A 25,558-nucleotide genomic window follows, 5' to 3' on the forward strand; every position below is an offset into this window, starting at 1 on the left:
CAGGCGGCCCGGGACGGCAAGCTCGACCCGGTCGTCGGCCGTGAGAAGGAGATCGAGCGCATCATGCAGGTGCTCTCGCGTCGTACCAAGAACAACCCGGTGCTCATCGGTGAGCCCGGCGTCGGTAAGACCGCCGTCGTCGAGGGCCTGGCCCTGGACATCGTCAACGGCAAGGTCCCGGAAACCCTCAAGGACAAGCAGGTCTACTCCCTCGACCTGGGTTCCCTGGTCGCGGGTTCCCGTTACCGCGGTGACTTCGAGGAGCGCCTGAAGAAGGTCCTCAAGGAGATCAACCAGCGCGGCGACATCATCCTGTTCATCGATGAGATCCACACCCTCGTCGGTGCCGGTGCCGCCGAGGGCGCGATCGACGCCGCCTCGCTGCTCAAGCCGAAGCTGGCCCGTGGTGAGCTGCAGACCATCGGTGCCACCACCCTGGACGAGTACCGCAAGCACATCGAGAAGGACGCCGCTCTCGAGCGTCGTTTCCAGCCGGTGCAGGTCCCGGAGCCCTCCGTCGAGCTGACCATCGAGATCCTCAAGGGTCTGCGCGACCGCTACGAGGCGCACCACCGCGTGTCCATCACCGACGGTGCCCTCGCCGCCGCCGCGAACCTGTCCGACCGCTACATCAACGACCGTTTCCTCCCGGACAAGGCCGTCGACCTCATCGATGAGGCCGGCGCCCGCATGCGCATCAAGCGCATGACCGCCCCGGAGGGTCTGCGTGAGATCGACGAGCGCATCGCCGACGTCCGCCGCGAGAAGGAGGCGGCGATCGACGCACAGGACTTCGAGAAGGCCGCCGGCCTCCGCGACAAGGAGCGCAAGCTCGGCGAGGAGCGTTCCGAGAAGGAGAAGCAGTGGCGTTCCGGTGACCTCGAGGAGATCGCGGAGGTCGGCGAGGAGCAGATCGCCGAGGTCCTCGGCGCCTGGACCGGCATCCCCGTGTTCAAGCTCACCGAGGAGGAGTCCTCCCGCCTGCTGCGCATGGAGGATGAGCTCCACAAGCGCATCATCGGCCAGGACGAGGCCGTCATGGCCGTGTCCCGTGCGATCCGTCGTACCCGTGCCGGCCTGAAGGACCCGAAGCGTCCCTCCGGTTCCTTCATCTTCGCCGGCCCGTCGGGTGTCGGTAAGACCGAGCTGTCGAAGGCACTCGCCGAGTTCCTCTTCGGCGAGGACGACGCACTCATCCAGATCGACATGGGTGAGTTCCACGACCGCTTCACCGCCTCCCGTCTCTTCGGTGCTCCCCCCGGATACGTCGGCTACGAGGAGGGCGGCCAGCTCACCGAGAAGGTCCGCCGTAAGCCGTTCTCCGTCGTGCTTTTCGACGAGATCGAGAAGGCCCACAAGGAGATCTACAACACCCTCCTGCAGGTCCTCGAGGACGGCCGCCTCACCGACGGTCAGGGTCGTGTCGTCGACTTCAAGAACACCGTGCTCATCTTCACCTCGAACCTGGGCACGCAGGACATCTCGAAGGCCGTCGGCATGGGCTTCTCCGGTTCCGCCGAGACGGACTCCGACGCCCAGTACGAGCGCATGAAGAACAAGGTCCATGACGAGCTGAAGAAGCACTTCCGCCCCGAGTTCCTCAACCGTATCGACGAGATCGTGGTCTTCCACCAGCTCACCCGCGAGCAGATCGTGGAGATGGTGGAGCTGCTCATCGGCCGCGTCCAGAAGGCACTGGCCGCCAAGGACATGGGCATCGAGATCACCGACAAGGCCAAGGCACTCCTGGCCCAGCGTGGTTTCGACCCGGTCCTGGGTGCCCGCCCGCTGCGTCGCACCATCCAGCGCGAGATCGAGGACGCCATGTCCGAGAAGATCCTCTTCGGCGAGCTGGGCGCCGGCGAGATCGTCACCGTCGACGTCGACGGCTGGGACGGCGAGGCCAAGAACACCGACGGTGCCTCCTTCACCTTCACGCCGCGCCCGAAGCCGCTGCCGAAGGGCACCTTCTCGGAGATCTCCCCGGAGGCCGCCGAGGCTGTGCGTGACGTCGAGACGGACACCATCACCCCGGACGTCCCCGACGTCCCGGAGATCACCGATGACCTGTCCACCGGTTCCGACGAGGGCCCGGCCGGCGCCACCGGCGCCGAGCCCGCCCCGCAGAACTAGCCTCTGACGACAGCGCCCGCCATCCCCGCCCGGGGACGGCGGGCGCTGTGGCGTCCTGTCACCGGGTCGGGCATGTTGTCCCAGGTAGGCTGGACGGCATGGGTATCACGTATCGCAAGCGGAAGAAGATCGGCAAGAACTCCTGGATCAACGTCTCCGGATCCGGTGCGTCCGCCTCGACCCGCATCGGCCCGGTGACCATCAACTCCCGCGGCGGCATCTGGGTGAAGCTGCCCGGCGGCCTCAACTACCGCGGGCGCTGGAAGTAACCGGGTATTCGAGCAGGGGCATTCATCGGGGAGCCGGAAGAGGCCACCCGATGAATGCCCCAACTCGAATACCCCGCTACAGGAGGCCGGCCCTACCGCGGCAGGTGGAAGTGGCCGCGCTCGTCCTGTTCGGCGAGGCCGTCGTCGAGAAGCGAGAACAGCGCCCGGGAACGCTGCACCGCGTCGGGCCACACCACGTCGATCGCCGACTGCGGCACCGCCGCCTCGGAGCCGCGCAGCACGTCCATGATCAGGCCGCGCACCTGGCGGTCGGTGCCGATGAACTTCTGCACCTTCTTCTTCGCCAGCTCCTCCTCGCTCGGGGGCGGGGAACCGGCGGCGACCCAGGCGCATTCCGCACGCAGCGGGCACACGCCGCACTCCGGTGACGTCGCCGTGCACACCAGCGCGCCGAGTTCCATGAGCGCCGCCGAGAAGCGCGGACCACGCTCCGCAGGCAGCAGTTCCGCCACCGCGGCCAGCTCCGCCTTCGACGCGGGCCCCGCCAGGAAACGCCCCTCCACCGCGCGCCGGACCACCCGCCGCACGTTCGTGTCCACCACGGGCACGTTCTTCCCGTACGCGAAACACGCCACCGCCCGGGCGGTGTAGTCGCCGATGCCGGGCAGCTCCAGGAGCTGGTCGACGTCGTCGGGGACGCGGCCGTCGTGAAGCGCGACGATCTGCTGCGCGCACTCCAGCAGCCGCAGCGCACGCCGCGGATAGCCCAGCTTGCCCCACGCACGGAGCACGTCCGCGGGGGAGGCCTGCGCGAAGGACGCCGGGTCGGGCCAGCGTTCCATCCACTCGCGCCACACCGGTTCAACGCGGGCGACGGGCGTCTGCTGGCTCATCACCTCACTGAGCAGGATCCCCCATGCGGAGGTGCCCGGTTCCCGCCACGCGAGGGGACGTTCATGGAGGTCGAACCAGGGGAGGAGACGCGCGGTGAACATGAGGATCGAGTCTAGGTGCCTCTGACATAGAATTGCCGCCATGCCAATGAAAGATGTCGCCAACAATCCGCAGGCGGTCTGGGAAGCGCTGAAGGAAGGCAACCAGCGTTTCGTCATGCACCAGCAGCAGCGTCCCAACCAGGACGTCCTGCGCCGCACCGAACTGCGCCGCGGGCAGAACCCCCGCGCGGTCGTCCTGTCCTGCTCCGATTCGCGCGTGCCCGTCGAGCTGATCTTCGACGTCGGCCTCGGCGACCTCTTCGTGGTCCGCACCGCCGGGGAGATCCTCGACCCGGCGGTCCTGGCCTCCATCGAGTACGCGATCAAGAGCCTCGGGGTCGACCTGGTCGTGGTCATGGGGCACGAGTCCTGCGGCGCCGTCGCCGCCACGGCCGAGGCCCTCGACGGCGGCAAGATCCCCAACGGCCTGGAGCGCATCCTCGTGGAGAAGGTCGCCCCGTCGATCCTCGAGGCCCGCGCGCGCGGCCGCAATGACCTGCCCGGGTATGAGCGTCAGCACGTCATCGAGATCGTCATCCAGATCAAGCACCGACTCTCCGTGTTGCAGGAGCGCATCTCTGACGGCCGCTGCGCCATCGTCGGCCTGCGCTACCTGCTTTCCGACGGCTCCACCCAGCTCGTCATCTCCGACGGCGTCAACTGACCGGCGGGGGGACACGCGGGGGAGCGGGATCCCACCTGCAGTGACGTGGCGCAATTAAAGTGAGGGGCGTGACCAACCGCAGCCCCCGCCGACTCCCCGAAGAGATCTACGTCCGCCGCCGCGTCGCCGCGGCCGTGATCATCCTCGTCCTCGTCGGACTGCTGGTGTGGGGCCTCGTGGCCTTCGCCGGCCGCGGCGGTGACGAGACCACCGACACGGCCGCCGCCGCATCGAGCTCGCAGGTGAGCACGAGCACCACGGTGGCGTCGACAAGCAGGACGACCACCACCTCCGCCGCCCCGGAGACCACCGAGGAGGAACCGGAGCCCGAGGAGGACGAGGACTCCTGCCGGCTCTCCGACCTGCGGATCACCGCCTCCTCCGACCGGCCCTCCTACGGCGCGGACGTGCAGCCGACGTTCTACATGACCGTCGCGAATCCGACGAAGGTCGATTGCGAGATCAACCTCGACGACAACCATCTCCGCTTCGAGGTGTACAACCTCGAGACCAATGAGCGTGTCTGGGCCGACACCGACTGCTACCCCTCCGTCCTCACCGGCGACGAGGTGTTCAAGGCCGAGGACGAGCGCCGCTTCCAGGCCGTCTGGTCCCGCATGGGCTCCCGCCCGGGCCAGTGCAACAACCGCCAGGACGTGGGCACCGGCTCCTTCTACCTGCACGCCGTGATCGGCGACAACCCCTCCGACGCCCACCCCTTCAACCTGGGTTAGGTCAGGCGCGTCAGCCCCTCGTGGACGTGGCGGGCCCACAGGGACCCCACGTTCTCGATGCCCGCCAGATCCTCCTCCGACGCCGACAGCAGCGCCTGCACGTCGCCGAGCGCCGCGATGATCTTGTGCTTGAGGAACATCTGCACCCGCGGCACCCGGCTGAGCACCCGGTAGCCGCGCGGCACGATCCACTGCGTCAGCGACTCCTCCGTCGCCGGCAGCCCCAGGATGCGCGCCACGTTCGCGGGTTTGAGCAGGTCGGCGTCCGCCAGGGCGTCGAGGGCCTCCGTCGCCTCCCGCACGTCCTCGTCCGAGGGCGGGCCCTCCGCCACCAGGTAGTCACGGATGAGCAGGTCGATCTCCCGGTCGTTGTCGCCGCGCAGCTCCGAGAGCTGCAGGTTGAGCTGGCGGCCGTCGGTGCCCAGCTCCAGGACGTTCTGGTCCAGCTCCATGCCGACCCGCTTCACCAGCAGTTCACGCTGCATCACGGCGACGACGTCCGCCACCGTGGCGTAGTTGTTCACCTCGGAGACGAACAGCCGCTGGTTCGCGTGGTCCAGGCGGGTGCGGTAGCGCTCGAGGGTGCCCAGCGCCTGGTTCGCGCGCTGCAGGATCGTCGCCGGTGACTCCAGGACGTAGCGGTTGCCCTCGACGTACAGGGTGATGACGTTCATCGACTGGCTCACCGCGATCACCGGGCGCCCCGTCTGCTGTGCGGTGCGTTCCGCGGAGCGGTGGCGGGTGCCGCTTTCCGACGTCGGGTAGCTCGGCGACGGCACCACCTGCACGTTGGCGCGGCGGATGCGTGTCGCGTCGTTGGAGAGGATCACGGCGCCGTCCATCTTGCACAGCTCCCGCAGCCGGGTGGGGGCGAAGGGGACGTCGAACTCGATGCCACCGTCACACAGGTCGATGACCTCGGGTCCGTCGCCGATGACGATGAGCGCGCCGGTGCGTCCGCGGACGATCCGGTCGAGGCCGTCGCGGAGTTCCGTGCCCGGGGCGAGATGCTGGAGTGTCTCCCGCAGGGTGGCGGGGACGGGCGTGGTGGCGGGGGTCATGAGGCCTGATTCTACCTGTGTGCCTGGTGTGACCGGTGTGTGCGCGGGCTAACGACGCGGCGCGACCAGCCCGATCGCCTCCCGCAGCGTGGCGGCCTGGGCGACGCGCATGCCGGGGATGTCGGGCAGCTCCCCGGCGGGGACCACCGCGTGCTCGTAGCCCAGGCGGGCGGCCTCCGCGAGACGACGACCCAGGTTGGGCACGCGGCGCAGCTCCCCGGCCAGCCCCACCTCACCGATGACCACCGTCTTGGGCGGGAGCGGCTGCTGGTGCAGCGAGGACCAGGTGGCCAGGGCGACGGCGAGGTCGGTGGCGGTCTCGGTGATGCGGACACCGCCGACGGTGGCCACGTACGCGTCCTTCTCGTTGGTGCGCTCACCCGCGCGGGCCTGCAGCACCGCCAGGACCATGGGCACGCGGTTGGTGTCCAGCCCGGTGACCACGCGGCGCGGATTCTTGGCCACCGGATCGACGGTGAGCGACTGGACCTCCGCGAGCAGCGGACGCACCCCGTCCATGGCCACGGTCACGGCCGAACCGTCGGGGGTCTGCCCCCGGTGGGAGAGGAAGAGCCCCGAGGGGTCCGGCACCTCGCGGATGCCCTCCGCGGTCTGCTCGAAGCAGCCGACCTCGTCGGTCGCGCCGAAACGGTTCTTGATGCCGCGCAGCATCCGCAGCGAGGACTGCCGGTCGCCCTCGAAGTTGAGCACCACGTCCACCAGGTGCTCGAGCACCCGCGGCCCGGCGACGTTGCCGTCCTTGGTCACGTGGCCGACCAGCAGGATCGGGATGCCGGAGGTCTTCGCCAGGGTGGTCAACGCGGCGGTGACCGCGCGGGACTGCGCGACGCCGCCGGCCACGCCCTCGACGCCGGGGGCGTGCATGGTCTGCACGGAGTCGATGATGAGCAGCGACGGCTTGATCTGCTCGACGTGCCCGAAGACGACGTCGAGGTTGGACTCCGCCGCCAGGAAGAGCGTCTCCTTGAGGGCGCCGGTGCGTTCCGCGCGGACACGGACCTGTCCGACGGACTCCTCCGCCGTGACGTACAGCGCCTTCCGGTCGCCGAGCCCCGCCCAGCGGCTGGCCACCTCCAGCAGCAGCGTCGACTTGCCCACGCCCGGCTCACCGGCCATGAGCACCACCGACCCCGGCACCACGCCGGAACCGAGCACCCGGTCCAGCTCCCCGATGCCGGAGGGCACGGACGCCGCCGCCGATCCACTCACCTTCGTGATGGGGGTGGCCGGGGCCGTCGGCGTCAACCCCGTCGGCACCGCCCCGGACACCGCCGCGACGGCCGAGGCCCCCGCCCCACCACCCTTCGGGGCCACCGCGGACTCGACGAGCGTGCCCCAGGAGCCGCAGTCCGGGCAGCGGCCGAGCCACTTCGCGGCGGAGTAGCCGCATTCGGAGCAGGTGTGGACGGAACGGGGTTTACGGGCCATGCCGACCACCTAACCACAGGAACGCGACGACGCCCGGTCTCTCGGGGGAGAGACCGGGCGTCGAGAAGCTCAGGAGGCTTAGTTGGAGCCCTCCGGGCCGACCTGGCGCACGAGGGAGCCGGCCGGCAGCTGCGGAGCGGCGACGGCGGCCCAGACCTCGATCTCACCGGAGTCGAAGGTGAAGGTGACCGGGACGTTGCCGCCGACAGCGTAGTTGTCGTTGTCGAGGGAGGTCTCGGTGTACTGGATGCAGCCGATGCCCTCAGCCTGCGGGGTGTTCTCCAGGGAGGCGGCGGAGTCGGCGACCAGGACGCAGTCGCGGCCCAGCGGCTCGGCGTTGATGGCGACGGCCTGGCCGTTGACGTCGACGGACTCGAGCGTGTGCTCGGTCATGGAGGTGTCCTGGTTGATGGCGGTGAACTTGAGGGCGGCCTCGCCCTTCTCGTCCACCACGATGGTGACGTCACGGACCGACACGGTGCCGTCCGCGCTGTCGCCCTCGGCGCCGTTCACGGGCGCCACCTGCGAGGCGGTCTGGGTAACCTGACCTGCAGAGCAGGAGGCGAGTGCCAGCGCAGACAGTGCGGCGGCGGAGATGATGCCGCCGCGACGGGCGGCCGACTTCAGGGACTTCACGGGGGTGTCCTCCATCAGTTCATGGTTCACAATGCTGTTTCAGCAGCTTACCTTAGTCTCTCCGGCGGCCTCGCACACAGTTCCCGGTGATCGGTTGCGGGGAGCGGGGGGAGCCGGGGGCAATCGGGGGTGGCGGCCGGGCGGGCCCGGCTGCCCGGGAAAGCGGTTGTCCGACGTGGTAGAATGCGTGGTCTAGCGTGCTGCCCGGCAACAGGTGCAGCGCCTCTTCGCGCAACTTCCGCAACCGCACTGAGAGAGTGCACACAAGGAGTGGGAATGGATTTCAAGGTCGGGGACGTCGTTGTCTACCCGCACCACGGCGCCGCCGTGATCGCCGACATCGAGCATCGCGTGATGGGAGGGGAGGAGCTGGAGTACCTGGTCCTGCAGATCAACCAGTCTGACCTCGTCGTCCGCGTCCCGTCCAAGAACGCGGAGCTGGTCGGCGTCCGTGACGTCGTCGGCGAGGAGGGCCTGCAGAAGGTCTTCGGCGTCCTCCGTGAGACCGACGTCGAGGAGGCCGGCAACTGGTCCCGCCGCTACAAGGCGAACCAGGAGCGTCTGGCCTCCGGTGACGTGAACAAGGTGGCCGAGGTCGTCCGTGACCTGTGGCGCCGTGACCAGGACCGCGGCCTGTCCGCCGGTGAGAAGCGCATGCTGGCCAAGGCCCGTCAGATTCTCGTCGGTGAGCTCGCGCTGGCCGACACGGTCGACGAGGACAAGGCCGACAAGTTCCTGGCCGAGGTGGACAAGCACATCGAGCCGGACCCGGAGGACACCCCGGACGGCGACGACATCGACGTGGACCTCGACGACCTCACGTTCGACGACGAGGACTAGTCCCGGGGAGCCGGCTGTGCGTGTCATCGCCCTCATCGCCGCCGCCGGCCGCGGCACCCGCCTCGGGGCGGCCGTGCCCAAGGCCTTCGTGCGTCTGCGCGGCCGCACCCTCGTGGAGCGTTCCGTCACCGCGATGATCAACTCCGCGGTGGTCGACGAGATCATCGTCCTCGTCAGCCCTGACATGGAGTCCTACGCCCGGGAGGTGCTGGACACCGCGGGGCTTTTCGACGCCCCCGTGCCCCTCCGCCTCACCCACGGCGGCGGCGAACGCGCCGACAGCGTGTGGGCGGGCCTGCAGACCATCCCGGACGAGGAGGCCGTCGTGCTCATCCACGACGCCGCCCGCGCCCTCACCCCGCCCGGCATGATCGCCCGTGTGGCGCGCCGGGTGCTCGAGGGGGCCCCGGCCGTCATCCCCGTGGTGCCGGTCGCCGACACGATCAAGCAGATCGACGGGGATCTCGTGGTGGACACCCCGGACCGGGCCTCGCTGCGGGCGGTCCAGACCCCGCAGGGTGTCCTGCTCTCGGGTCTCCGCGCGGCGAACACCGCCTACTTCTCGTCCCCCGACCCCGGTTTCGTGGCCACCGACGACGCCTCCCTCATGGAGTGGCACGGCGTGCCCGTCGTCACCGTGCAGGGCGACCCCATGGCCTTCAAGGTGACCACCCCCATCGACATGACCCTCGCCCGCACCATCACGGACGAGGCCGAACCCACCATCTTCGAGGTACCCAGTGAGTGACCCGATCATCCCCCGCGTGGGGATCTCCACCGACGCCCACCAGATCGAGGCGGGCAAGCCCTGCTGGCTCGCCGGCCTGCTCTTCGAGGGGGTCGACGGCTGCGAGGGCCACTCCGACGGGGACGTCGTCGCCCACGCACTTGTCGACGCCCTCCTCTCCGCCGCCGGCCTCGGCGACCTCGGGGCACTCGTCGGCGTGGGGCAGAAGAAGTACGACGGCGTCTCCGGTGCGCAGCTGCTCCGCGAGGCCCGGGCGGCGATCGAGGAGGCCGGCTTCGTCATCGGCAACGCCGCCGCCCAGCTCATCGGACAGACCCCGAAGATGGGGCCGCGTCGCGTGGAGGCCGAGCAGGTGCTCTCCGGGATCCTCGGGGCCCCGGTCTCCGTGGCGGCGACCACGACCGACCACATGGGCTTCACCGGCCGCGGCGAGGGCCGTGCCGCCGTGGCCACCGCGGTGGTCTGGCGTCCGCCGAATGTATAGTCAGGGCATGTTGCAGTGATCGTCCCCGGACGGGATGATCCGGAAAGGATCCGGTCCGCATGGTCAACGTCCGACGCAGCGCAGCGCGCACCGCAGAAGAAGGCATCAAGGACTACATCCGGACGCACCGCCTGCGGCCGGGTGACCTCCTCCCCTCGGAGTCCGAGCTCTGTGAGGCCATCTCGTGCTCCCGCTCCTCCCTGCGGGAGGCCGTCTGCTCCCTGTCCAGCCTCGACGTCCTCGAGGTGCGCCACGGCCACGGCACCTTCGTCTCGGGCCTGTCCCTCGAGCCGCTGCTGCAGAGCATGCTCCTGCGCATCACCCTCAACCCGGACCAGCCGCTCGAGGATCTGCGCCAGGTCATCGACACCCGCGAGACCATCGACCTCGGCGGGGCCGCCGAACTCGTGGAGAACCACCACGGCGCGGACCTCAGCGAGCAGCGGGAGCTCGTCGCGCAGCTGACCGTCGCCTTCGCCGCCGGCGACTTCGACGGGGAGAAGTACATCCGCTTCCACCAGTGGCTGCACTCCGGCCTGCGCAATCCGCTCATCCGGGAACTCGCGGACACCTTCCTCCGGGTCCACATGGGCAGTTTCGACATCCTCCGCCTCGACCCGCCCCGCGCCGGCGAGGACACCCTCCGGGCGCACGAGGAGATGCTCGACGCCCTCGAGTCCGGTGACCTCGACTCCTTCCGGGCCGCCGTGTCCGCCCACTACGTGCCGCTGCGCCAGCTGCCCAGGTAACTCGCAGGGTGCGGTGCCGGGAATCACCGCGTGAGGACTTACCATTGGGGGCAGTTGTTTCAGTCCACCCAAGGAGCCCACATGGACATTCTCATCCGCGACACCCAGGAGGGCGTGGCCCTCGCCGCGGCGGACATTCTCGCCGAGTACGCGCGCCGTGGGGCGACCCTCGGGTTGGCGACGGGCTCCACCCCCCTCGGCACCTACCGGGAGCTCATCCGCCGCCACCGCGCCGGTGAGCTCAGCTTCGCCGCCTGCACCGCCTTCCTCCTCGACGAGTACGTCGGCCTCGCCCCCGAGCACGAGCAGAGCTACCACCACACCATCCGCGCGGAGTTCACCGACCACGTCGACTTCCACGACGCGCACGTCCACAGCCCCGACGGCACCGCCGCCGACCCGTGGGAGGCGGCCGACCGCTACGAGCAGGCCATCCTCGACGCCGGCGGCATCGACATCCAGCTGCTGGGCATCGGCACCAACGGTCACATCGGCTTCAACGAGCCGGGTGCGGCCCTCCACGGCCCGACGCACGTCGACACGCTCCAGCCGCAGACCATCAAGGACAACTCCCGCTTCTTCGACAGGCCGGAGGACGTGCCCATCCACGTGCTCACCCAGGGTCTGGGCACCATCCAGCGCGCCGGGCACCTGCTCATGCTCGCCACCGGCGAGGGCAAGGCCGACGCCATCGCCGCGCTCGCCGAGGGGCCGGTGACCACGATGTGCCCGGCCTCCGTGCTGCAGTACCACCCGCGGGTGACCGTCATCGTCGATGACGCCGCCGCCTCGAAGCTCCACCAGCGTGACTACCACCGCTTCGTCGAGGAGAACCAGCTTCCGCGGAGAATCTAGGGCAGGTGGCTCGTCTAGGATGGTGAGTTGTGACTCTCCGTATCTTTGACACCGCCACCCGGTCGCTGCGCGACTTCCAGCCCGTGAGGGAAGGCCACGCCTCGATCTACCTGTGTGGTGCGACGCCGCAGTCCCAGCCGCACATCGGTCATGTCCGTTCGGGCGTGGCCTTCGACATCCTGCGCCGGTGGCTCCTGGCCACGGGCCTGGACGTCGCCTTCGTGCGGAACGTCACCGACATCGACGACAAGATCCTCACCAAGGCAGCCGAGCACGACCGCCCCTGGTGGGAGTGGGTGTCCACCCACGAACGGGCCTTCACCTGGGCGTATGACCAGCTGGGGGTGCTGCCTCCCTCCGTGGAGCCGCGTGCCACCGGCCACGTCACCCAGATGATCACCTACATGCAGCGGCTCATGGACAACGGCTTCGCCTACGAGGCCGAGGGCTCGGTGTACTTCGACGTCGCCGCGTGGGTCGCCGCGGAGGGCTCCGACTACGGGTCGCTGTCCGGCAACCGCGTCGAGGAGATGGAGCAGGGCGAGACCGACAACGTGGGCAAGCGTTCCCCGCAGGACTTCGCCCTGTGGAAGGCCGCCAAGCCCGGTGAGCCGTCCTGGCCGACCCCGTGGGGCGAGGGCCGCCCCGGCTGGCACCTCGAGTGCTCCGCCATGGCGACCTGGTACCTCGGCGACACCTTCGACATCCACGGCGGCGGCCTCGACCTGCAGTTCCCGCACCACGAGAACGAGATCGCCCAGGCCCACGCCGCGGGCGACGGTTTCGCCAACTACTGGATGCACAACCACTGGGTCACCATGGCCGGCGAGAAGATGAGCAAGTCGCTGGGCAACGTCCTGTCCGTCCCGCACATCCTCACGCTGGTCCGCCCCGTCGAACTGCGGTACTACCTGGGCTCCGCGCACTACCGCAGCGTCCTGGAGTACTCTGAGGCGGCACTCCAGGAAGCCGCCGCCGGCTACCGACGCATCGAGGACTTCCTCCGGCGCGTCGGCCCCGTCGACGTCGGCGAGTGGACGCCGGCCTTCGAGGAGGCCATGAACGACGACATCTCCGTCCCCCGCGCGCTCGCCGAGATCCACAACGCCGTCCGCGCCGGCAACACCGCCCTCGCCTCCGGCTCCCTTGACGACGCCGCCACCATCGCCGCCTCAGTCCGCGCCATGACCGCGGTCCTCGGCGTGGATCCGCAGGATGAGGCGTGGGCGGAGGAGGCGTCGACAAGCGACGGTGCCCTCCGGGCACTCGCCGTGCTCGTCGACGCCGAACTGGAACGCCGCACCACCGCCCGGGCCGAGAAGGACTGGGCCACCGCCGACGCCGTCCGCGATCGCCTGATCGCCGCCGGCATCGAGGTCACCGACACGCCCGACGGCCCACAGTGGTCGCTCAACAACTAGGAAGAACACATGACCAACCAGGGACGACCCGGGGCACGACGCACCAACAAGAAGGGCGCCACCAAGGGCTCCGGCGGACAGATCCGCCGCGGACTCAAGGGCAAGGGCCCCACCCCCAAGGCCGAGAACCGCGAATACCACGCCGCCTACAAGCGCAAGCGCGCCGCTGAACGACGCGCCTCCGGACGCCACGTCCAGGAGAACCCCTACGAACTCGTCGTCGGCCGCAACCCCGTCATCGAGTGCCTCCACGCCAAGGTGCCCGGCTCCGCCCTCTACGTCGCCGAGGGCACCGGCGCCGACGACCGCCTCAGCGAGGCCGTCACCATGGCCACCAGCCGCGGCATCCCGATCCACGAGGTCCCGCGCTTCGAGCTCGACAAGATGACCGGCAACGGCCTCCACCAGGGCATCGGCCTGCAGATCCCGCCGTACAAGTACACCGACGTGCACACCCTCATGGGCAACGTCGCCGACACCGGTGAGCCCGGCATGTTCGTCGTCCTCGACAACATCACCGACCCCCGCAACCTCGGCGCCGTCATCCGCTCCGTCGCGGCCTTCGGCGGACACGGCGTGGTCATCCCCGAGCGTCGTTCCGCAGCCGTCACCGGCGTCACCTGGCGCACCTCCGCCGGCACCGCCGCCCGCCTGCCCGTCGCCCGCGAGACCAACCTGACCCGCACCATCAAGGAGTTCCAGAAGAACGGCTACCAGGTCGTCGGCCTCGACGCCGGTGGCGAGCACACCCTGGACACCTACGACGGCGGCACCGACCCCGTCGTCATCGTCGTCGGCTCCGAGGGCAAGGGCATCTCCCGCCTGGTCCGCGAGAACTGCGACGTCATCATGTCCGTCCCCATGGTCGGCTGGGTCGAGTCGCTCAACGCCTCCGTCGCCGCGGGCGTCGTCCTATCAGAGTTCGCCCGCCAGCGCAGGGCGGCCGCCCGGTAGCGCACCCGTGCCTGTGGATGGAGGGGGTTTGTCCACAGGCCCGGCGACTGCTTGTCGACGAAGCCCCGGGAGCCGTTTATCGTCCGGGGCATGCACCTGCTCACCGCGTTCGAGGCACTCCGTGCCATCCCCGTCCTGGAGGCCCTGACCTCCGGCACGGTGGACGCCTCCACGCTGGCTGCCCTGGGTTTCCGGGACGCCGAGGCATGGCAGAAGATGGCCCGCGTGTACTTCGGACCCACCCGACACAGGAAGCTGCAGGCCGCGGCGCGGGAGGCCGCCGGGGACCTCTCCCTCGACTCCCTCGCCGTCATCGAGAAACACACCCGCACCCTGCTTCGCGACGCCCCCGTCACCGAGTGGGAACTCCGCGTCGAACTGTGCCACCTGCGCGGCACGGTGGAGGAGATCTCCCGGGCCGCCGCCGCCCGCGTCCGCGCCCACAACCGCCGCGTCAAGGACGCCGAGAAGAAGGCGTACGGCAAACGGGCCCTGCGCGGCGGCAAGAACACCAACGGCCTCGGACTGCGCACCATCAGCGTCACCCTGCCCGAGCGCGACATGACCACCCTGCTCGGTCGATTGCTCCCCACCGCGCACACGCTGCGTGGGGCGGATCCGCAGCTCACCTATGAGCAGGCGATGGCCGACGCCCTGGTCCGGCACGTCGCCGGCGGGGTCGGGGAGCCCACCCCGCCGCCGGTGGTCACCCAGGTCGTCATCGGACTCCCCGACTACCTGCAGATCCTGCGCGGCGACGGCGACGACGTGCTCCTCGGCCTCACCGACGGAACCACGATCACCGGCGCCGAATGGCTCAACCGCCACATGCAGGACCAGCACCTCGTCGGCCTGTACCACCCCGTCGAGGGGCCGGTGGACCTCTACCGTTCGGAACGCTTCGCCACCTTCAAGCAGCGGATGCTGCTGGCCGCCGCCACCCTCATCTGCCCCTTCCCGGGCTGTACGACAGCCGCCGACCAGTGCCAGGTGCACCACCTCACCGCATGGGACAAGGGCGGCGACACCAACCTCCGCGAGATGACGATGCTGTGCAAGGTGCACAACGTCCGCAACGACGATGACCCGGACAGACCCCCGAAACACGGACGGATGGAACGGGCCCCGGGCGGGGTGGTGCACATCCCGCCGGACGGAGGACCACCCCGGCGCAACATCCACCCGATCCGCGACCTCTCGGCGATGGCCCTGGCCAACGCCTGATCAGGCGTCCCCGGTCAGAAACCGAAGAAATCCGCGACCACGTCGGCGGCGACGGCGGGCACGACATGACCCATGCCCTCGAAACTCCACAGTTCGACGGGCGCCTCACCCGACCAGCTGTCGACGGACACACCGTCGAGAGGGGAGTACCGCGTGTGCGTCTCCGGGCCGAGCCCGTTGGTCTGCGCGAAATACTCCGCTGAGGCGCGGGCGGAGATGAGCTCACCGCGGGTGTGGGCCGGATCGAGGCCGGCGACCCCGCCGTCGTACTGCACGATGTCGTCCGCGGTGCCGTGGAGCGCCAGGTAGGGGGTCGGGACGAGGTCGGTGCCCAGGCCGGGGACGCGGTTGTTCGCGGCGGGCATGGGGGCGGCGAAGGTGGCGGCGCCGGCGAGGAGGCCGGGGGCGTCGTGAAGCAGGCGCATGACCATCTGCCCACCGTTGGAGTAACCGCAGGCGTGGACGGACTCCACGCCCAGCCGGTCGGCGATCGCGCGGGTGAAACCGACGTCATCGACGCCCAGCAGCCGGGTCTTCTCCCGCAGGGCGAGGCGGGTGTCGTTGAAATGACGGTCGACGCCGTCCGGGTAGACGAGGCGGACACCGCGGGCGGCGGCCATGTCGTCGAAGGTGCGGCCCGTGAAGTTGCGGGCCACGTTCCCGCTCTGCAGGGAACCGTGGAAATACAGCAGGACCGGGGCGTCGGCGGGCAGGTCATCAGGGGTGACGACGACGAAGGTCCGGTCCCGTCCCCCCGTGCCGGATGGTCACACGTTCGGAGTTGTACTGGTCGGGGTTTCTCACGTCGGACAGTGTAACCGGATAGGTTTGGGGCATGGTCAAACGTGCACGGACACTGGCGTCGTTGGCTGCGGAACTCGGCGTGTCACGGACCACCGTGTCCAACGCCTACAACCAGCCGGATCAGCTGTCGGCGGAACTGCGCGAGCGCATCCTCCGGGCGGCCGCCGAACGTGGCTACCCGGGGCCCGACCCCATGGCGCGTTCGCTGCGCACCCGCCGCGTCGGGTCGATCGGGGTGCTGCTGACGGAGCACCTGTCGTACGCCTTCGAGGACGCCGCGTCGGTGGATTTCCTGGCGGGCATGGCGGAGGCGACGACGGGGACGGAATCCTCCCTGACGCTCATCCCGGCGGGCCCCTCGGAGCAGGACGTGTCGGCGCTGGTGGGGAGGGCGGCCGTCGACGGGATCGTCGTGTACTCGGTGGCGGAGGGGGATCCGCACCTGGCGGCCGCCCGCGCCCGCCGGACCCCGCTGGTGGTGTGTGATCAGCCGAAGGGGCTGGACCTGCCGTTCGTCGGCATCGACGACCGGGAGGCGGTCAAGCCGGCGGCCCGCGCGCTTCTCGACGCTGGCCACACCCGCATCGGCATCCTGTCGATCCGGTTGGAGCGGACGCCCCATGACGGCCCCGTCGACAAGGGGACGTTGCGTACGGCGGCGCTGCACGTCCAGCGGGCCCGTGTCCTCGGCGCCCTGGAGGAGTTCACGACGGCGGGGCTGGGCGACGTCCCGGTGGTCACGCGCCACATCAACGACCACGCGAACTGCCGGGCCGCGGCGGAGGAGATGCTGACGACGCACCCGGAGCTCACGGCGGTCCTGTGTACGACGGACTCCATGGCCCTCGGCGTCCTCGAGTACGCGGCGGCGCGGGGCATCGCGGTGCCGGAGGATCTGTCGGTCACCGGTTTCGACGGCATCCGCACGGCCCTCATCCGGGGGTTGACGACCGTCGTACAGCCGAACAAGGAGAAGGGCCGCGCGGCGGGTCGCCTCCTGCTGGAGCTCATCGACGCCCACCTCGCCGACTCCCCACCCGCTGAGCCGGCTCCCCGGGAGATCCTGGGGACGACGTTCCACCCGGGGTCGACGGTCAGCGCACCACGCGCCCGACGTACGCCATGAGCTGCTCGCCCGGGGTGGCGTCGGCCGGGGGAGTGACGGGCGGGCCGAACTGGCCCGTCTCCTGCAGTGCCTCCCCCATCGACTGCAGGCCGGCGAGGTTGCGGGCGGCGTAGTCGGCGTCGAGGACGACGTCGCGGCCCTGGGAGCGGGCGAGGTCCCACGTGTGCATGAAGATGTCGGGCAGCAGGAAGCCGTTGGTCGCCTGCGTGACGGTGCGCCCTTCGTCGGGGCCGGAGTGGAAGGTGGCGGTGGCGCGGTCGTCGGTGAGCAGGGCGCGGACGGCGGCGACGAAGCTGAACCACCGGGCGGCCGGGGTGTCGCCGGTGACCTCGAGGTCGATGTCGGCGTTGCGGAGGTTGGTGGGGTACCAGGTGAGGATGTGGTTGACGATGTCGCTGGCCGCCCAGCCCTCGCACGGTGTCGCGGCGTCCCAGTCGGTGACGCGCAGCACCTCGGCGGTGAAGCCGGCGGTGACGGCCTCGAAACGTCCCACGATGTCGCGGGGGATGCCGAGGTGGGCGGAGCGGGCGTCGGCAAGCTGGGTGAGCAGCTCCGCGACGGCGGGGATGTCGGCGACCCGTTCCGTGGCGGCGGTCTCCCCCGCGCCGACCTTGACGGAGACATCGCCGGGGCGGAGGACGCGGAAGCCGTCTTCGTCGGTGGTGTCGTCGCCGATGAACAGGGCGACGGCGGGGGCCACGCGCGCGATCTCGGCGGCGATCCAGGTGCCCTTCGTCACGTCGGAGACGGAGAACTCGACGATGTTCTTGCCGCGGGAGACGTGGGCGCCGGGGGCGTCGATGAGGAGGGCCTGTTCGAGGATCGCGTCGGCGGTGGCCTGGTCGGTGGCGGCGATCTGCGCGGTGTGGACGACGCGCTGGAAGGGTTTGTGTTCGACGTGGACGAGGGGGTGCCGGAAGACCAGTGTCTCGTCGAGGTGGGCCAGCGCGGCCTCCTGCTCCGGGCTGAGCGTCACGCCGTGTTCCGCGGACTCCGAGCCGTGGGAACCGGCGAAGATGACCGGCGGCTGCAGGTGGCAGACCTGCCGCAGGCCCTCCAGGTGGCGGCCGGAGAGCACGGCGACGTGCGTGTCGGGCAGTCCGGCCAGGCGGGTGAGGGCGGCGAGGGAGTCGGCGTCGACGGGTACGTCGTAGATGTCGGTGCTCAGGCCGGCGAGGGTGCCGTCGAAGTCGGTGACGATGAGCAGCGAGTCGGCCGTGGCGAGGCGGGGGAGGAAACTCATGCGCCCACTCTAGATGGCGGCGAGTCCGATCGCGGGCCGGTCGACGGCGTCGGTGCGCAGCGTGAGGGTGAGTTCCCGTTCGGAGTGGCGCAGGTCGAACTCGGCGCCCGGTCCGAGGAGTTCCCGGAGCTGCCGGTGGGTGTGCAGGGCGGGGCAGTCGTCGGCGGCGGATTCGCGTTCGATGCGGTCGATGCGCAGGGTGTCGGCGTCTTCGGCGCGGGCGGGTTCCCCGGCGCGGGTGAAGGTGACGGTGCCCTGGATCGGCACGCAGCCGGTGTGGCCGGACAGGGACTGTTCGCCGAACACCAGTCGGGCCAGGCCCGCCGACTGCGGGGGCAGGGTGGAGGGCTGGCCGGGGGTGGTCCAGATGTCGGTGACCTGCCACGACGAGCCCGTGATGTCGGCGGTGGGGGCCGGGGTGCAGGCCGTGAGCAGGGCACCGGCGGCCAGTGCCGCGATGACCCGCCTCACCGGTCGGCCTCCAGGGCGCTGAGGAAGGCCTCGGCCCAGCGGTCGACGTCGTACTCGGAGACCTGCGCGTGCATGGCGAGCATCCGCTCCCGCATGACCTCGGGGGCGCCCTGGACGGCCTGCAGGAGGGCCCGCTTGATCGACTCCATGTCGAAGGGGTTGCACAGGTTCGCCTGGTGCAGTTCGACGGCGGCGCCGGCGAATTCGGAGAGGACCAGCGCGCCGGAGCCGTCGGGGTGGCAGGCGACGTACTCCTTGGCCACCAGGTTCATGCCGTCCTTGAAGGGGGTGACGAGCATGACGTCCGCCGCCTCGTAGAAGGTGCGCAGCTGCCTCTTCGGCAGGGACTGGTGCAGGTAGTGGACGACGGGCCGGCCCATCGACCCGAAGCGGCCGTTGATGCGGCCGACGGCCTCCTCCACCTGGGAGCGGGCGACGCGGTACTGGTCGATGCGTTCGCGGGAGGGGGTCGCCACCTGCAGGAACACGGCCCCTTCGAGGGCGCCGGCCTCCAGGAGCTCCTCGAAGGCGAGGAGGCGCTGGAGGATGCCCTTGGTGTAGTCGAGGCGGTCGACGCCGAGGATGACGGTCTGCGGGTCGCCGAGCTCGGCACGGAGCTTCTCGACGCCCCCCGGCGTCCCCTCACCCAGCGAATCCATGTCGATGGAGATGGGGAAGGCGCCGACGGCGACGGAGTGGCCGTCGTGGGTGGTCACGCGGGCGTCGATACGCCTCGTGGCGGCGGTCCCGGAGACGCTGAGCCCCTCGGTGCCGGCGCACAGGTCGAGGAAGTTGCGGGCGTTGGACTCGAGGTGGAAACCGATGAGGTCCGCGCCGAGGAGTCCGCGGATGATCTCCTCGCGCCACGGCAGTTGACGGAACAGGTCCGCGCCGGGGAAGGGGATGTGCAGGAAGAAGCCGATCCGCAGGTCGGGGCGCAGCTGCCGGAGGATGCCCGGCACGAGCTGCAGCTGGTAGTCCTGCACCCATACGGTGGCACCCTCGGCGGCGACCTCCGCGACCTCCTGCGCGAAGAGCAGGTTGACGTCGCGGTACCGGGCCCACCACTCACGGTGGTAGACGGGCGTGACGATGAGGTCGTGGTACAGGGGCCACAGGGAGGCGTTGGAGAAACCCTCGTAGAACCCCTCGAAATCCGCCTGGGTGAGGCGGACGGGGTGGAGGAGCACCCCGGCGTCGGTGCGGAAGGGCTCGGGGGCCTCGTCGGGCACGCCCGGCCAGCCCACCCAGCAGCCCTGCTGATGCTCGAGCACCGGGGAGAGTGCGGCGACGAGACCGCCCGGGCTCGGGGTCCAGGTGCGGGTGCCGTCCGGGGCGGTGTGGAGGTCAACCGGCAGGCGGTTGGCCACGACCACGAAGCTGTTGTCGCCGCTCATGGGCGCTTAGGCCTTCTTGACCGTCTTCTTGGTGGTCTTCTTCGTGGTCTTCTTCGTCGTCTTCTTGGTGGTCTTCTTGGTGGTCTTCTTGGTCGTCTTCTTGGTGGTCTTCTTCGCGGCCTTGCGGGTGCGCTTCGCCGTCGTCGGCTCAGCCTCCTCCAGCTCGGCGGCCAGCTTCGAGTAGACGAGTCCCTTCGGCTCCACGCCGAGCATGCACATCAGGGTCACACCGTCCATGAAATCCTGCGCGTACGTGGCGACAATCCGCCGGGCGGAGGCGGCGGTCTCCTCCTCCACGGCATGCAGGGCCTCGGGGGTCGGGCGGGTGTCAGTGACCTTCGGCGGCACGGATCCTCCTGTAAAAGTGGTGGTCAGGGCACAGTAGAAGCACCATTCTACGCTATGTGCCCGGGGATTTCCGCACCCGCCTGCCCGGACGTTCCGCCAACTGCTGGAACGTGACGCGACGGGCGCGTCGGAAAGCACGGTACGGACGCAGCGTCGGCGGGCGCCGCAGACGGGCGGCCACCCACTCACCGAGGACCACGCCGGCCGCCAGGCCCGAGGCGATGGCCAGGGCGAGGGCGATGTTGGTGAAACCGGCCAGCGTCTGCTCGTGCAGCGAGGCGTACATGCCGCGGTAGACGGACAGGCCCGGCAGGAACGGCGTGATGCCCGCCACCTCCGTGATGAGCGGCGGGATGAGGAAACGACGCGCCAGCAGACCGCCGGCCAGGCCGATGACCACCGCGGCCATCGACGCCGCGATCACCGGACCCGCGCCGCTCGGGATGAGCACGAAGTAGTAGAACGCCGACCCGGCCGTCGCCGTCAGCCCGGAGGTCACCACCGAGGACCACTCCGCGTAACTGGCGATGGCGAAACCCGCCGCCGCCAGACCACCGCAGAACACCCGCAGACTCAGCGACGTGAAGTTCGGCGGCGGATACGTCTGCAGCGGGGGCAGCGACATCCCGAGCATCGCCGACAGCTGGATGCCGATACCCACCCCGGCGACGATGGCGCCGGTGAACAGCATCGTCTCGAAGAAGCGGGCCGACGCCGTCACCGGCGCCCCCGTGATCCCGTCCTGCAGCGACTGCACCAGAGTCAGCCCCGCGAGCAGCACGATGATCCCCGACGCGATGACCTGGCTCGGCGAGATCTGCACGCCCTGTTCCGCGGCCAGCGTGTAGATGACCGCCGCCGGCACCGTCGCGATGATCCCGCCGAAGACGTTCTGGAAGAAGTAGGGCAGCTGGTGCCGCGCCAGGAACGTGTTCACCGACATGATGAGCACGGCCGTGAGGAACGCCGTCACGACGACCACCGGGCCACCACCCAGCAGACCCGCCACGGATCCGCCCAGCAGACCCCAGCCCAGGATCGACGTGACCACGCCGTAGGAGGCGGGGCGCCGGGTGATCTCGTCGAGGATCCTCTCGGCCGTCTCCGGCGGGGTCGCGCCCGCCTGGATCGAGCGGATGAGGCGGTCGACCTCGGCGAGGCGGGAGAAGTCCGTGGTCAGCTGACGTACGACGCGGAACACGGTGACCGGGGTCTTCCGGGTCGTGCCGATCTGCGTGAAGATCGTGATGGTGTTCATCGTGATGTCCACGTGGCAGTAGTGCAGACCGTAGGCGCTGGTCACGGCGTGGATCTGCGCCTTCGTGTCCGAGTTGGACGTCCCGGAGGACAGCAGGATGTCGCCGATGCGGACCGCCAGGTCCATGACGGCGGCGACCTGCGCCTGGTCGGTGAGGTCGACGGGGGCGAGCGGGGACGGCGGGGGCGCGGCCTTGGCGGCATCAATGGTGGCGATGCGGCCGGACCCGGAGAGCAGTGAACCCAGGGATCCGAGGCGGGTGAAGAGGGAGGGCACGGCGCCACCCTATCGTCTGCGCCGGTTTCTGACACCCACGGATCCTGCGGTACCATCTGCAGGCAGGCGGGCGCATGTGTCCGCCGGTGCTGGAGTGGCGCAATCGGTAGCGCAACGGTCTTGTAAACCGTAGGTTGCGAGTTCAAGTCTCGTCTCCAGCTCGGACCGTACCGTGGTTGCTGGGCGCTTCCGTTCTGCACGGGGTGTTCCCGATTGAACTGGTGCGGACCACTCTGGCACGGCCACCTCCGTGGCCCGGGGTTCAATTCCCCACCCCTGTAACGGGACCTTCCGTCGACCGGAGCTTTCCGGCGTCGACCAGCGGCCCGGCCCGAGCCCGCACCCCGGTGCGGGGGACGCCCCGGTGCCCCGTCCGCGTCCGGTCCGGTCGGCGGTTCCCCCCACACACGTCTCCAGGTGATGACCATGGGTATTTTTTCTTTCCGACGCCGCCCTGACGAGGGGTGGACGATGTACACGCCGCTGAGCGACGGTTGGCAGCCCTCCACGCTGCGTTCCCCGGTGGCGAAGCCGGGGCATGCCGTGCTGCGTCAGCGCGGGGGAGAGGTGACCCGTCTCCGGGGCCGGGAGTTCGCCCTGCCCGACGACCGTTTCCTGCAGGTGGACCTGCGTCGGCGGCTCATCCAGATGCACCCGCAGTGGATCCCGACCTCCGACGGCGTCAACGTGACCATCACCCTGGCGCTGGCGGTGCGCACCGTCGATCCGGTGGCCTTCATCGCGGACGCCCAGGGCCCGGACGAGGAGATCTACCTCGCGGCGCAGATCGCGCTGCGGGAGTACGTCTCCGGGCTCCGGCTGGAGGAGCTGGTGGGGACCCGCACCGGGGTGACCGCGGTCCTTGCCGCGGCGCAGGAGGCCGGGGCGGCGGTCGGCGTCGAGGTGTCCTCCGTGCTGCTCAAGGACTTCAGCCTGCCGGAGGAGTACCGTGTCGCGCTGCAGGAGTCGCTGGTCAGCCGCGTGCGTGCGGAGACCGAGCTGGAGCGTGCGCGCAGCGAGGTCAAGGCCACCCGGGCGCGTCTGGCCAGTGCGAAGGTCCTCGAGCAGAACCCGCTGCTGGCGAAGATCCGCCTGCTGGAGTCGCTGCCGCCGGGCACCACCCTGGAGATTCGCGGCGATCAGGCCTGAGGGTATTTCTGTTGCCCGACCGGGGCCGTAGAATGGTCGGCGGCAACCAGAACCCCACCTCAAGGAGAAGCGCATGTCCACCATCAGGGTCGCGATCGTCGGTTACGGCAACCTCGGCAGGTCCGTCGAGAAGCTCATCGGCCAGCAGCCGGACATGGAGCTCGCCGGCGTGTTCTCGCGCCGCGACAGCCTCGACACCGACGCCGAGGTCTGGCCGGTCGCGGAGTTCAGTGAGCGCACCGACAAGTTCGACGTCGCCGTCCTCTGCCTGGGCTCCGCCACCGACATTCCGGAGCAGGCCCCGGAGTTCATCCGCCACGCCTGCACGGTCGACACCTACGACAACCACCGTGACATCCCGCGCCACCGCGCCGAGATGGACCGCGTCGCCCGCGAGAACGGCACCGTGGCACTCGTGGCCACGGGCTGGGACCCGGGCATGTTCTCCCTCAACCGCACCATCGGCCAGGCGCTCCTGCCGGGCGGCCAGCAGCAGACCTTCTGGGGCCCGGGCCTCTCGCAGGGCCACTCGGATGCGGTGCGCCGCGTGGCGGGCGTGAAGAAGGGCGTGCAGTACACCATCCCCTCCCCGGAGGCCCTCGAGGCGGCGCGCAAGGGTGAGTCCGGCCTCAGCGGCAAGGACGCCCACCTGCGTCGTTGCTTCATCGTGGCGGACGAGGCGGACCACGAGCGCATCGAGCACGAGATCCGCACCATGCCCGACTACTTCGTCGGCTACCAGGTCGAGGTCAACTTCATCGACGAGGAGCTTTTCGACGCCGAGCACACCGGCATGCCCCACGGCGGCCACGTCATCACGGCGGGCGACACCGGCGGCTACGTCCAGTCCATCGAGTACAACCTCGACCTGGACCGCAACCCGGACTTCACCGGTGCCGTCGCCCTGGCCTACGCCCGCGCGGCCCACCGTCTGCGTGAGGCGGGGCAGTCCGGTGCCTACACCGTCCTCGAGGTGGCGCCGTACCTGATCTCCCCGACGCCGCTCGAGGAGCTCATCGCGCGCGACGTGTAGTCGGGTCGACGACGGGGATGAGCAGCAGGGCGCCGACCAGCAGGATGAGTCCGATACCGAGGATCCCGAAGCGGTCGGCGCCTCCCAGGAGGACGAACACGCCGAAGGCCAGCGGCGAGAGCCACGACACGGCGCGTCCGGTGGTGACGTAGAGGCCGAAGAGCTGGCCCTCCCTCCCCTCGGGGGCGACGCGGGAGAGGAAGGAGCGGGCCGCCGACTGGGCGGGGCCGACGAACAGGCACAGCGCCAGGCCGAAGATCCAGAACATCTGCGGCCCCTCGACGAAGTAGAGGACACCCGCGGAGGCGATCATCAGGGCCAGGGAGGCGATGATGATGGGCTTCGGCCCGAGGCGGTCGTCGAGGAAGCCGCCCAGCATGGCCCCCGCCGCCGCGGCGACGTTGGCGGCCACGCCGAAGAGGAGCACATCGCCCGGGGTGAGCCCGTAGACGGTGACCGCGAGGATCGCGCCGAACGTGAACACGCCCGCCAGGCCGTCGCGGAACACCGCGGAGGAGACCAGGAAGTACAGGGCGTTGCGGTCGGAGTGCCACAGGTCGCGGATGGTGCGCAGGAGGCGTCGGTAAGCATCGAGGACCCCCTCGGGGTCGGCGGTGCCTGAGGGGCGGATCTCCGGCACACGCACGAGGACCGGGACGGCGAACACCGCGAACCACACCGCCGCGAACACCGCCACCAGACGGATGTTGAGGCCGCCCTCCGTGGGCAGGCCGAACATCCCGCCCTCACCCGCGACGAAACCGAAGTAGCAGATGAGCAGCAGGACGATGCCGCCCGCGTACCCCATGCCCCAGCCGAAACCGGAGACCCGCCCCACGTTCTCCTCCGTGGACACCTGGTTGAGCTGCGCATAGTAGTTGACCTCGGCGAACTCGAAGAGCACCGAGGCCACCGCCATGATGACGGCACCGACCCAGAACCACACGGGCGCATCATTGCGTACGAAGAACAGGGAGGCCATCAACCCGATGGTGATGAACGTCCACACCCCCAACGAACGGTGGCGGGTGCCCTTGAGGTCGGCGCGTTGCCCGATGAGCGGCGCCACCACCGCGATGAGCACACCCGCGACCGCCATCACCCAGCCGTAGAGCGTGGTCGGCGTGAAACGCGAATCGAGCGTCGCACCCACCGAGTCCGTGAGGTAGACGGAGAAGATGAACGTCACCAGCACGGCGTTGAAGGCCGCGGACCCCCAGTCCCACAGGGCCCAGGCGGTGACGGTGCCGCGGTCGGTGCGCATGGTGGTCATGCC

25 protein-coding genes, 1 tRNA gene and 1 pseudogene are annotated in these 25,558 nt (G+C 69.8%); 16 read left to right on the forward strand and 11 right to left on the reverse strand.

Going from position 1 to position 25,558, the window contains the following annotated elements:
* A partial coding sequence (locus GXZ33_RS02060; protein ID WP_291339192.1) for an AAA family ATPase occupies window positions 1-2,133 on the forward strand: 2,133 nt, incomplete at its 5' end.
* Between the two features lie 98 nt (window positions 2,134-2,231).
* Entirely contained in the window at window positions 2,232-2,402 is a 171-nt protein-coding gene (locus GXZ33_RS02065) for a DUF4236 domain-containing protein (RefSeq protein WP_082028445.1), read from the forward strand.
* Between the two features lie 92 nt (window positions 2,403-2,494).
* Here the strand turns inward: GXZ33_RS02065 and GXZ33_RS02070 are convergent, their stop codons facing one another.
* On the reverse strand, window positions 2,495-3,358 hold the full coding sequence (locus GXZ33_RS02070; protein WP_291339193.1) for an A/G-specific adenine glycosylase: 864 nt from the start codon (window positions 3,356-3,358) through the stop codon (window positions 2,495-2,497).
* A gap of 40 nt (window positions 3,359-3,398) precedes the next feature.
* Between GXZ33_RS02070 and GXZ33_RS02075 the strand changes: the two genes are divergently transcribed.
* Both GXZ33_RS02075 and GXZ33_RS02080 read left to right on the forward strand, forming a co-directional pair.
* On the forward strand, window positions 3,399-4,022 hold the full coding sequence (locus tag GXZ33_RS02075) for a carbonic anhydrase (RefSeq protein ID WP_291339194.1): 624 nt from the start codon (window positions 3,399-3,401) through the stop codon (window positions 4,020-4,022).
* 68 nt (window positions 4,023-4,090) lie between these two features.
* Window positions 4,091-4,756, forward strand: a complete 666-nt coding sequence (locus tag GXZ33_RS02080; protein ID WP_291339195.1) for a hypothetical protein — start codon at window positions 4,091-4,093, stop codon at window positions 4,754-4,756.
* Here the strand turns inward: GXZ33_RS02080 and disA are convergent.
* The 3 genes from disA to GXZ33_RS02095 all read right to left on the reverse strand — a co-directional run bounded on the left by disA (window position 4,753) and on the right by GXZ33_RS02095 (window position 7,917).
* On the reverse strand, window positions 4,753-5,817 hold the full coding sequence (gene disA / locus GXZ33_RS02085) for a DNA integrity scanning diadenylate cyclase DisA (protein ID WP_291339196.1): 1,065 nt from the start codon (window positions 5,815-5,817) through the stop codon (window positions 4,753-4,755). The genes GXZ33_RS02080 and disA overlap by 4 nt on opposite strands.
* Before the next feature lie 48 nt (window positions 5,818-5,865).
* Entirely contained in the window at window positions 5,866-7,266 is a 1,401-nt protein-coding gene (radA, locus tag GXZ33_RS02090; RefSeq protein WP_291339197.1) for a DNA repair protein RadA, read from the reverse strand.
* 78 nt (window positions 7,267-7,344) lie between these two features.
* Window positions 7,345-7,917, reverse strand: a complete 573-nt coding sequence (locus GXZ33_RS02095) for a hypothetical protein (RefSeq protein ID WP_291339221.1) — start codon at window positions 7,915-7,917, stop codon at window positions 7,345-7,347.
* Between the two features lie 261 nt (window positions 7,918-8,178).
* Between GXZ33_RS02095 and GXZ33_RS02100 the strand changes: the two genes are divergently transcribed.
* The 8 genes from GXZ33_RS02100 (at window position 8,179) to GXZ33_RS02135 (ending at window position 15,177) form a co-directional block, all read left to right on the forward strand.
* The gene (locus GXZ33_RS02100; RefSeq protein WP_291339198.1) at window positions 8,179-8,742 is read left to right on the forward strand and encodes a CarD family transcriptional regulator; all 564 of its coding nucleotides are present in this window, start codon (window positions 8,179-8,181) and stop codon (window positions 8,740-8,742) included.
* A gap of 16 nt (window positions 8,743-8,758) precedes the next feature.
* Window positions 8,759-9,490 carry a 2-C-methyl-D-erythritol 4-phosphate cytidylyltransferase gene (gene ispD / locus GXZ33_RS02105; protein ID WP_291339199.1) on the forward strand — a complete coding sequence of 244 codons (732 nt, stop codon included), beginning with the start codon at window positions 8,759-8,761 and terminating at the stop codon, window positions 9,488-9,490.
* Window positions 9,483-9,974, forward strand: a complete 492-nt coding sequence (gene ispF / locus GXZ33_RS02110; RefSeq protein ID WP_291339200.1) for a 2-C-methyl-D-erythritol 2,4-cyclodiphosphate synthase — start codon at window positions 9,483-9,485, stop codon at window positions 9,972-9,974. The genes ispD and ispF overlap by 8 nt, the downstream gene beginning before the upstream one ends.
* 59 nt (window positions 9,975-10,033) lie before the next feature.
* Window positions 10,034-10,723, forward strand: coding sequence for a GntR family transcriptional regulator (locus tag GXZ33_RS02115; protein ID WP_291339201.1), 690 nt, complete (start codon window positions 10,034-10,036; stop codon window positions 10,721-10,723).
* Window positions 10,724-10,804: 81 nt separating this feature from the next.
* Window positions 10,805-11,578 (forward strand): glucosamine-6-phosphate deaminase, encoded by a 774-nt coding sequence (nagB, locus tag GXZ33_RS02120; protein WP_291339202.1) that lies wholly within the window; start codon window positions 10,805-10,807, stop codon window positions 11,576-11,578.
* 29 nt (window positions 11,579-11,607) lie between these two features.
* Window positions 11,608-12,999: a cysteine--tRNA ligase gene (gene cysS / locus GXZ33_RS02125; RefSeq protein ID WP_291339203.1), complete on the forward strand. Its 1,392-nt coding sequence runs from the start codon at window positions 11,608-11,610 to the stop codon at window positions 12,997-12,999.
* Window positions 13,000-13,008: 9 nt separating this feature from the next.
* Window positions 13,009-13,953, forward strand: coding sequence for a 23S rRNA (guanosine(2251)-2'-O)-methyltransferase RlmB (gene rlmB, locus GXZ33_RS02130; RefSeq protein ID WP_291339204.1), 945 nt, complete (start codon window positions 13,009-13,011; stop codon window positions 13,951-13,953).
* Between the two features lie 90 nt (window positions 13,954-14,043).
* Window positions 14,044-15,177 (forward strand): HNH endonuclease signature motif containing protein, encoded by a 1,134-nt coding sequence (locus tag GXZ33_RS02135; protein WP_291339205.1) that lies wholly within the window; start codon window positions 14,044-14,046, stop codon window positions 15,175-15,177.
* A gap of 14 nt (window positions 15,178-15,191) precedes the next feature.
* Here GXZ33_RS02135 and GXZ33_RS02140 read toward each other — a convergent pair whose 3' ends face one another.
* On the reverse strand, window positions 15,192-15,833 hold the full coding sequence (locus tag GXZ33_RS02140; RefSeq protein ID WP_291339206.1) for a hypothetical protein: 642 nt from the start codon (window positions 15,831-15,833) through the stop codon (window positions 15,192-15,194).
* 179 nt (window positions 15,834-16,012) lie between these two features.
* Here GXZ33_RS02140 and GXZ33_RS02145 point away from each other — a divergent pair, with 179 nt between their 5' ends.
* Entirely contained in the window at window positions 16,013-17,107 is a 1,095-nt protein-coding gene (locus GXZ33_RS02145) for a LacI family DNA-binding transcriptional regulator (protein WP_291339207.1), read from the forward strand.
* 517 nt (window positions 17,108-17,624) lie between these two features.
* On the opposite strand, the pseudogene otsB reads toward GXZ33_RS02145, so the two are convergent.
* The 5 genes and pseudogenes from otsB to GXZ33_RS02170 form a co-directional block, all read right to left on the reverse strand.
* A pseudogene (otsB, locus tag GXZ33_RS02150) lies at window positions 17,625-18,350 on the reverse strand (trehalose-phosphatase); the annotation flags it as partial.
* A 9-nt stretch (window positions 18,351-18,359) separates the two neighbouring features.
* The gene (locus tag GXZ33_RS02155; protein WP_291339208.1) at window positions 18,360-18,821 is read right to left on the reverse strand and encodes an META domain-containing protein; all 462 of its coding nucleotides are present in this window, start codon (window positions 18,819-18,821) and stop codon (window positions 18,360-18,362) included.
* Window positions 18,818-20,218 carry a trehalose-6-phosphate synthase gene (locus GXZ33_RS02160; protein ID WP_291339209.1) on the reverse strand — a complete coding sequence of 467 codons (1,401 nt, stop codon included), beginning with the start codon at window positions 20,216-20,218 and terminating at the stop codon, window positions 18,818-18,820. Before GXZ33_RS02160 ends, GXZ33_RS02155 begins: the two co-directional genes overlap by 4 nt.
* A 6-nt stretch (window positions 20,219-20,224) precedes the next feature.
* Window positions 20,225-20,566: a hypothetical protein gene (locus GXZ33_RS02165; RefSeq protein WP_291339210.1), complete on the reverse strand. Its 342-nt coding sequence runs from the start codon at window positions 20,564-20,566 to the stop codon at window positions 20,225-20,227.
* Between the two features lie 52 nt (window positions 20,567-20,618).
* On the reverse strand, window positions 20,619-22,100 hold the full coding sequence (locus GXZ33_RS02170) for a threonine/serine exporter family protein (RefSeq protein WP_291339211.1): 1,482 nt from the start codon (window positions 22,098-22,100) through the stop codon (window positions 20,619-20,621).
* A gap of 88 nt (window positions 22,101-22,188) precedes the next feature.
* Between GXZ33_RS02170 and GXZ33_RS02175 the strand changes: the two genes are divergently transcribed.
* From GXZ33_RS02175 to GXZ33_RS02185, 3 genes are all read left to right on the forward strand, one after another.
* Window positions 22,189-22,261 (forward strand) — tRNA-Thr (locus GXZ33_RS02175).
* Between the two features lie 265 nt (window positions 22,262-22,526).
* On the forward strand, window positions 22,527-23,249 hold the full coding sequence (locus tag GXZ33_RS02180) for an SPFH domain-containing protein (protein WP_291339212.1): 723 nt from the start codon (window positions 22,527-22,529) through the stop codon (window positions 23,247-23,249).
* 73 nt (window positions 23,250-23,322) lie between these two features.
* Window positions 23,323-24,282, forward strand: coding sequence for a diaminopimelate dehydrogenase (locus GXZ33_RS02185; protein WP_291339213.1), 960 nt, complete (start codon window positions 23,323-23,325; stop codon window positions 24,280-24,282).
* Here the strand turns inward: GXZ33_RS02185 and GXZ33_RS02190 are convergent.
* Complete coding sequence (locus GXZ33_RS02190) at window positions 24,263-25,555, reverse strand: MFS transporter (protein ID WP_291339214.1); 1,293 nt, start codon at window positions 25,553-25,555, stop codon at window positions 24,263-24,265. The genes GXZ33_RS02185 and GXZ33_RS02190 overlap by 20 nt on opposite strands.
* Window positions 25,556-25,558 lie beyond the last annotated feature (3 nt).

The organism is Corynebacterium sp. (genome assembly GCF_012838985.1).
In the GTDB taxonomy this organism is placed as follows: domain Bacteria; phylum Actinomycetota; class Actinomycetes; order Mycobacteriales; family Mycobacteriaceae; genus Corynebacterium.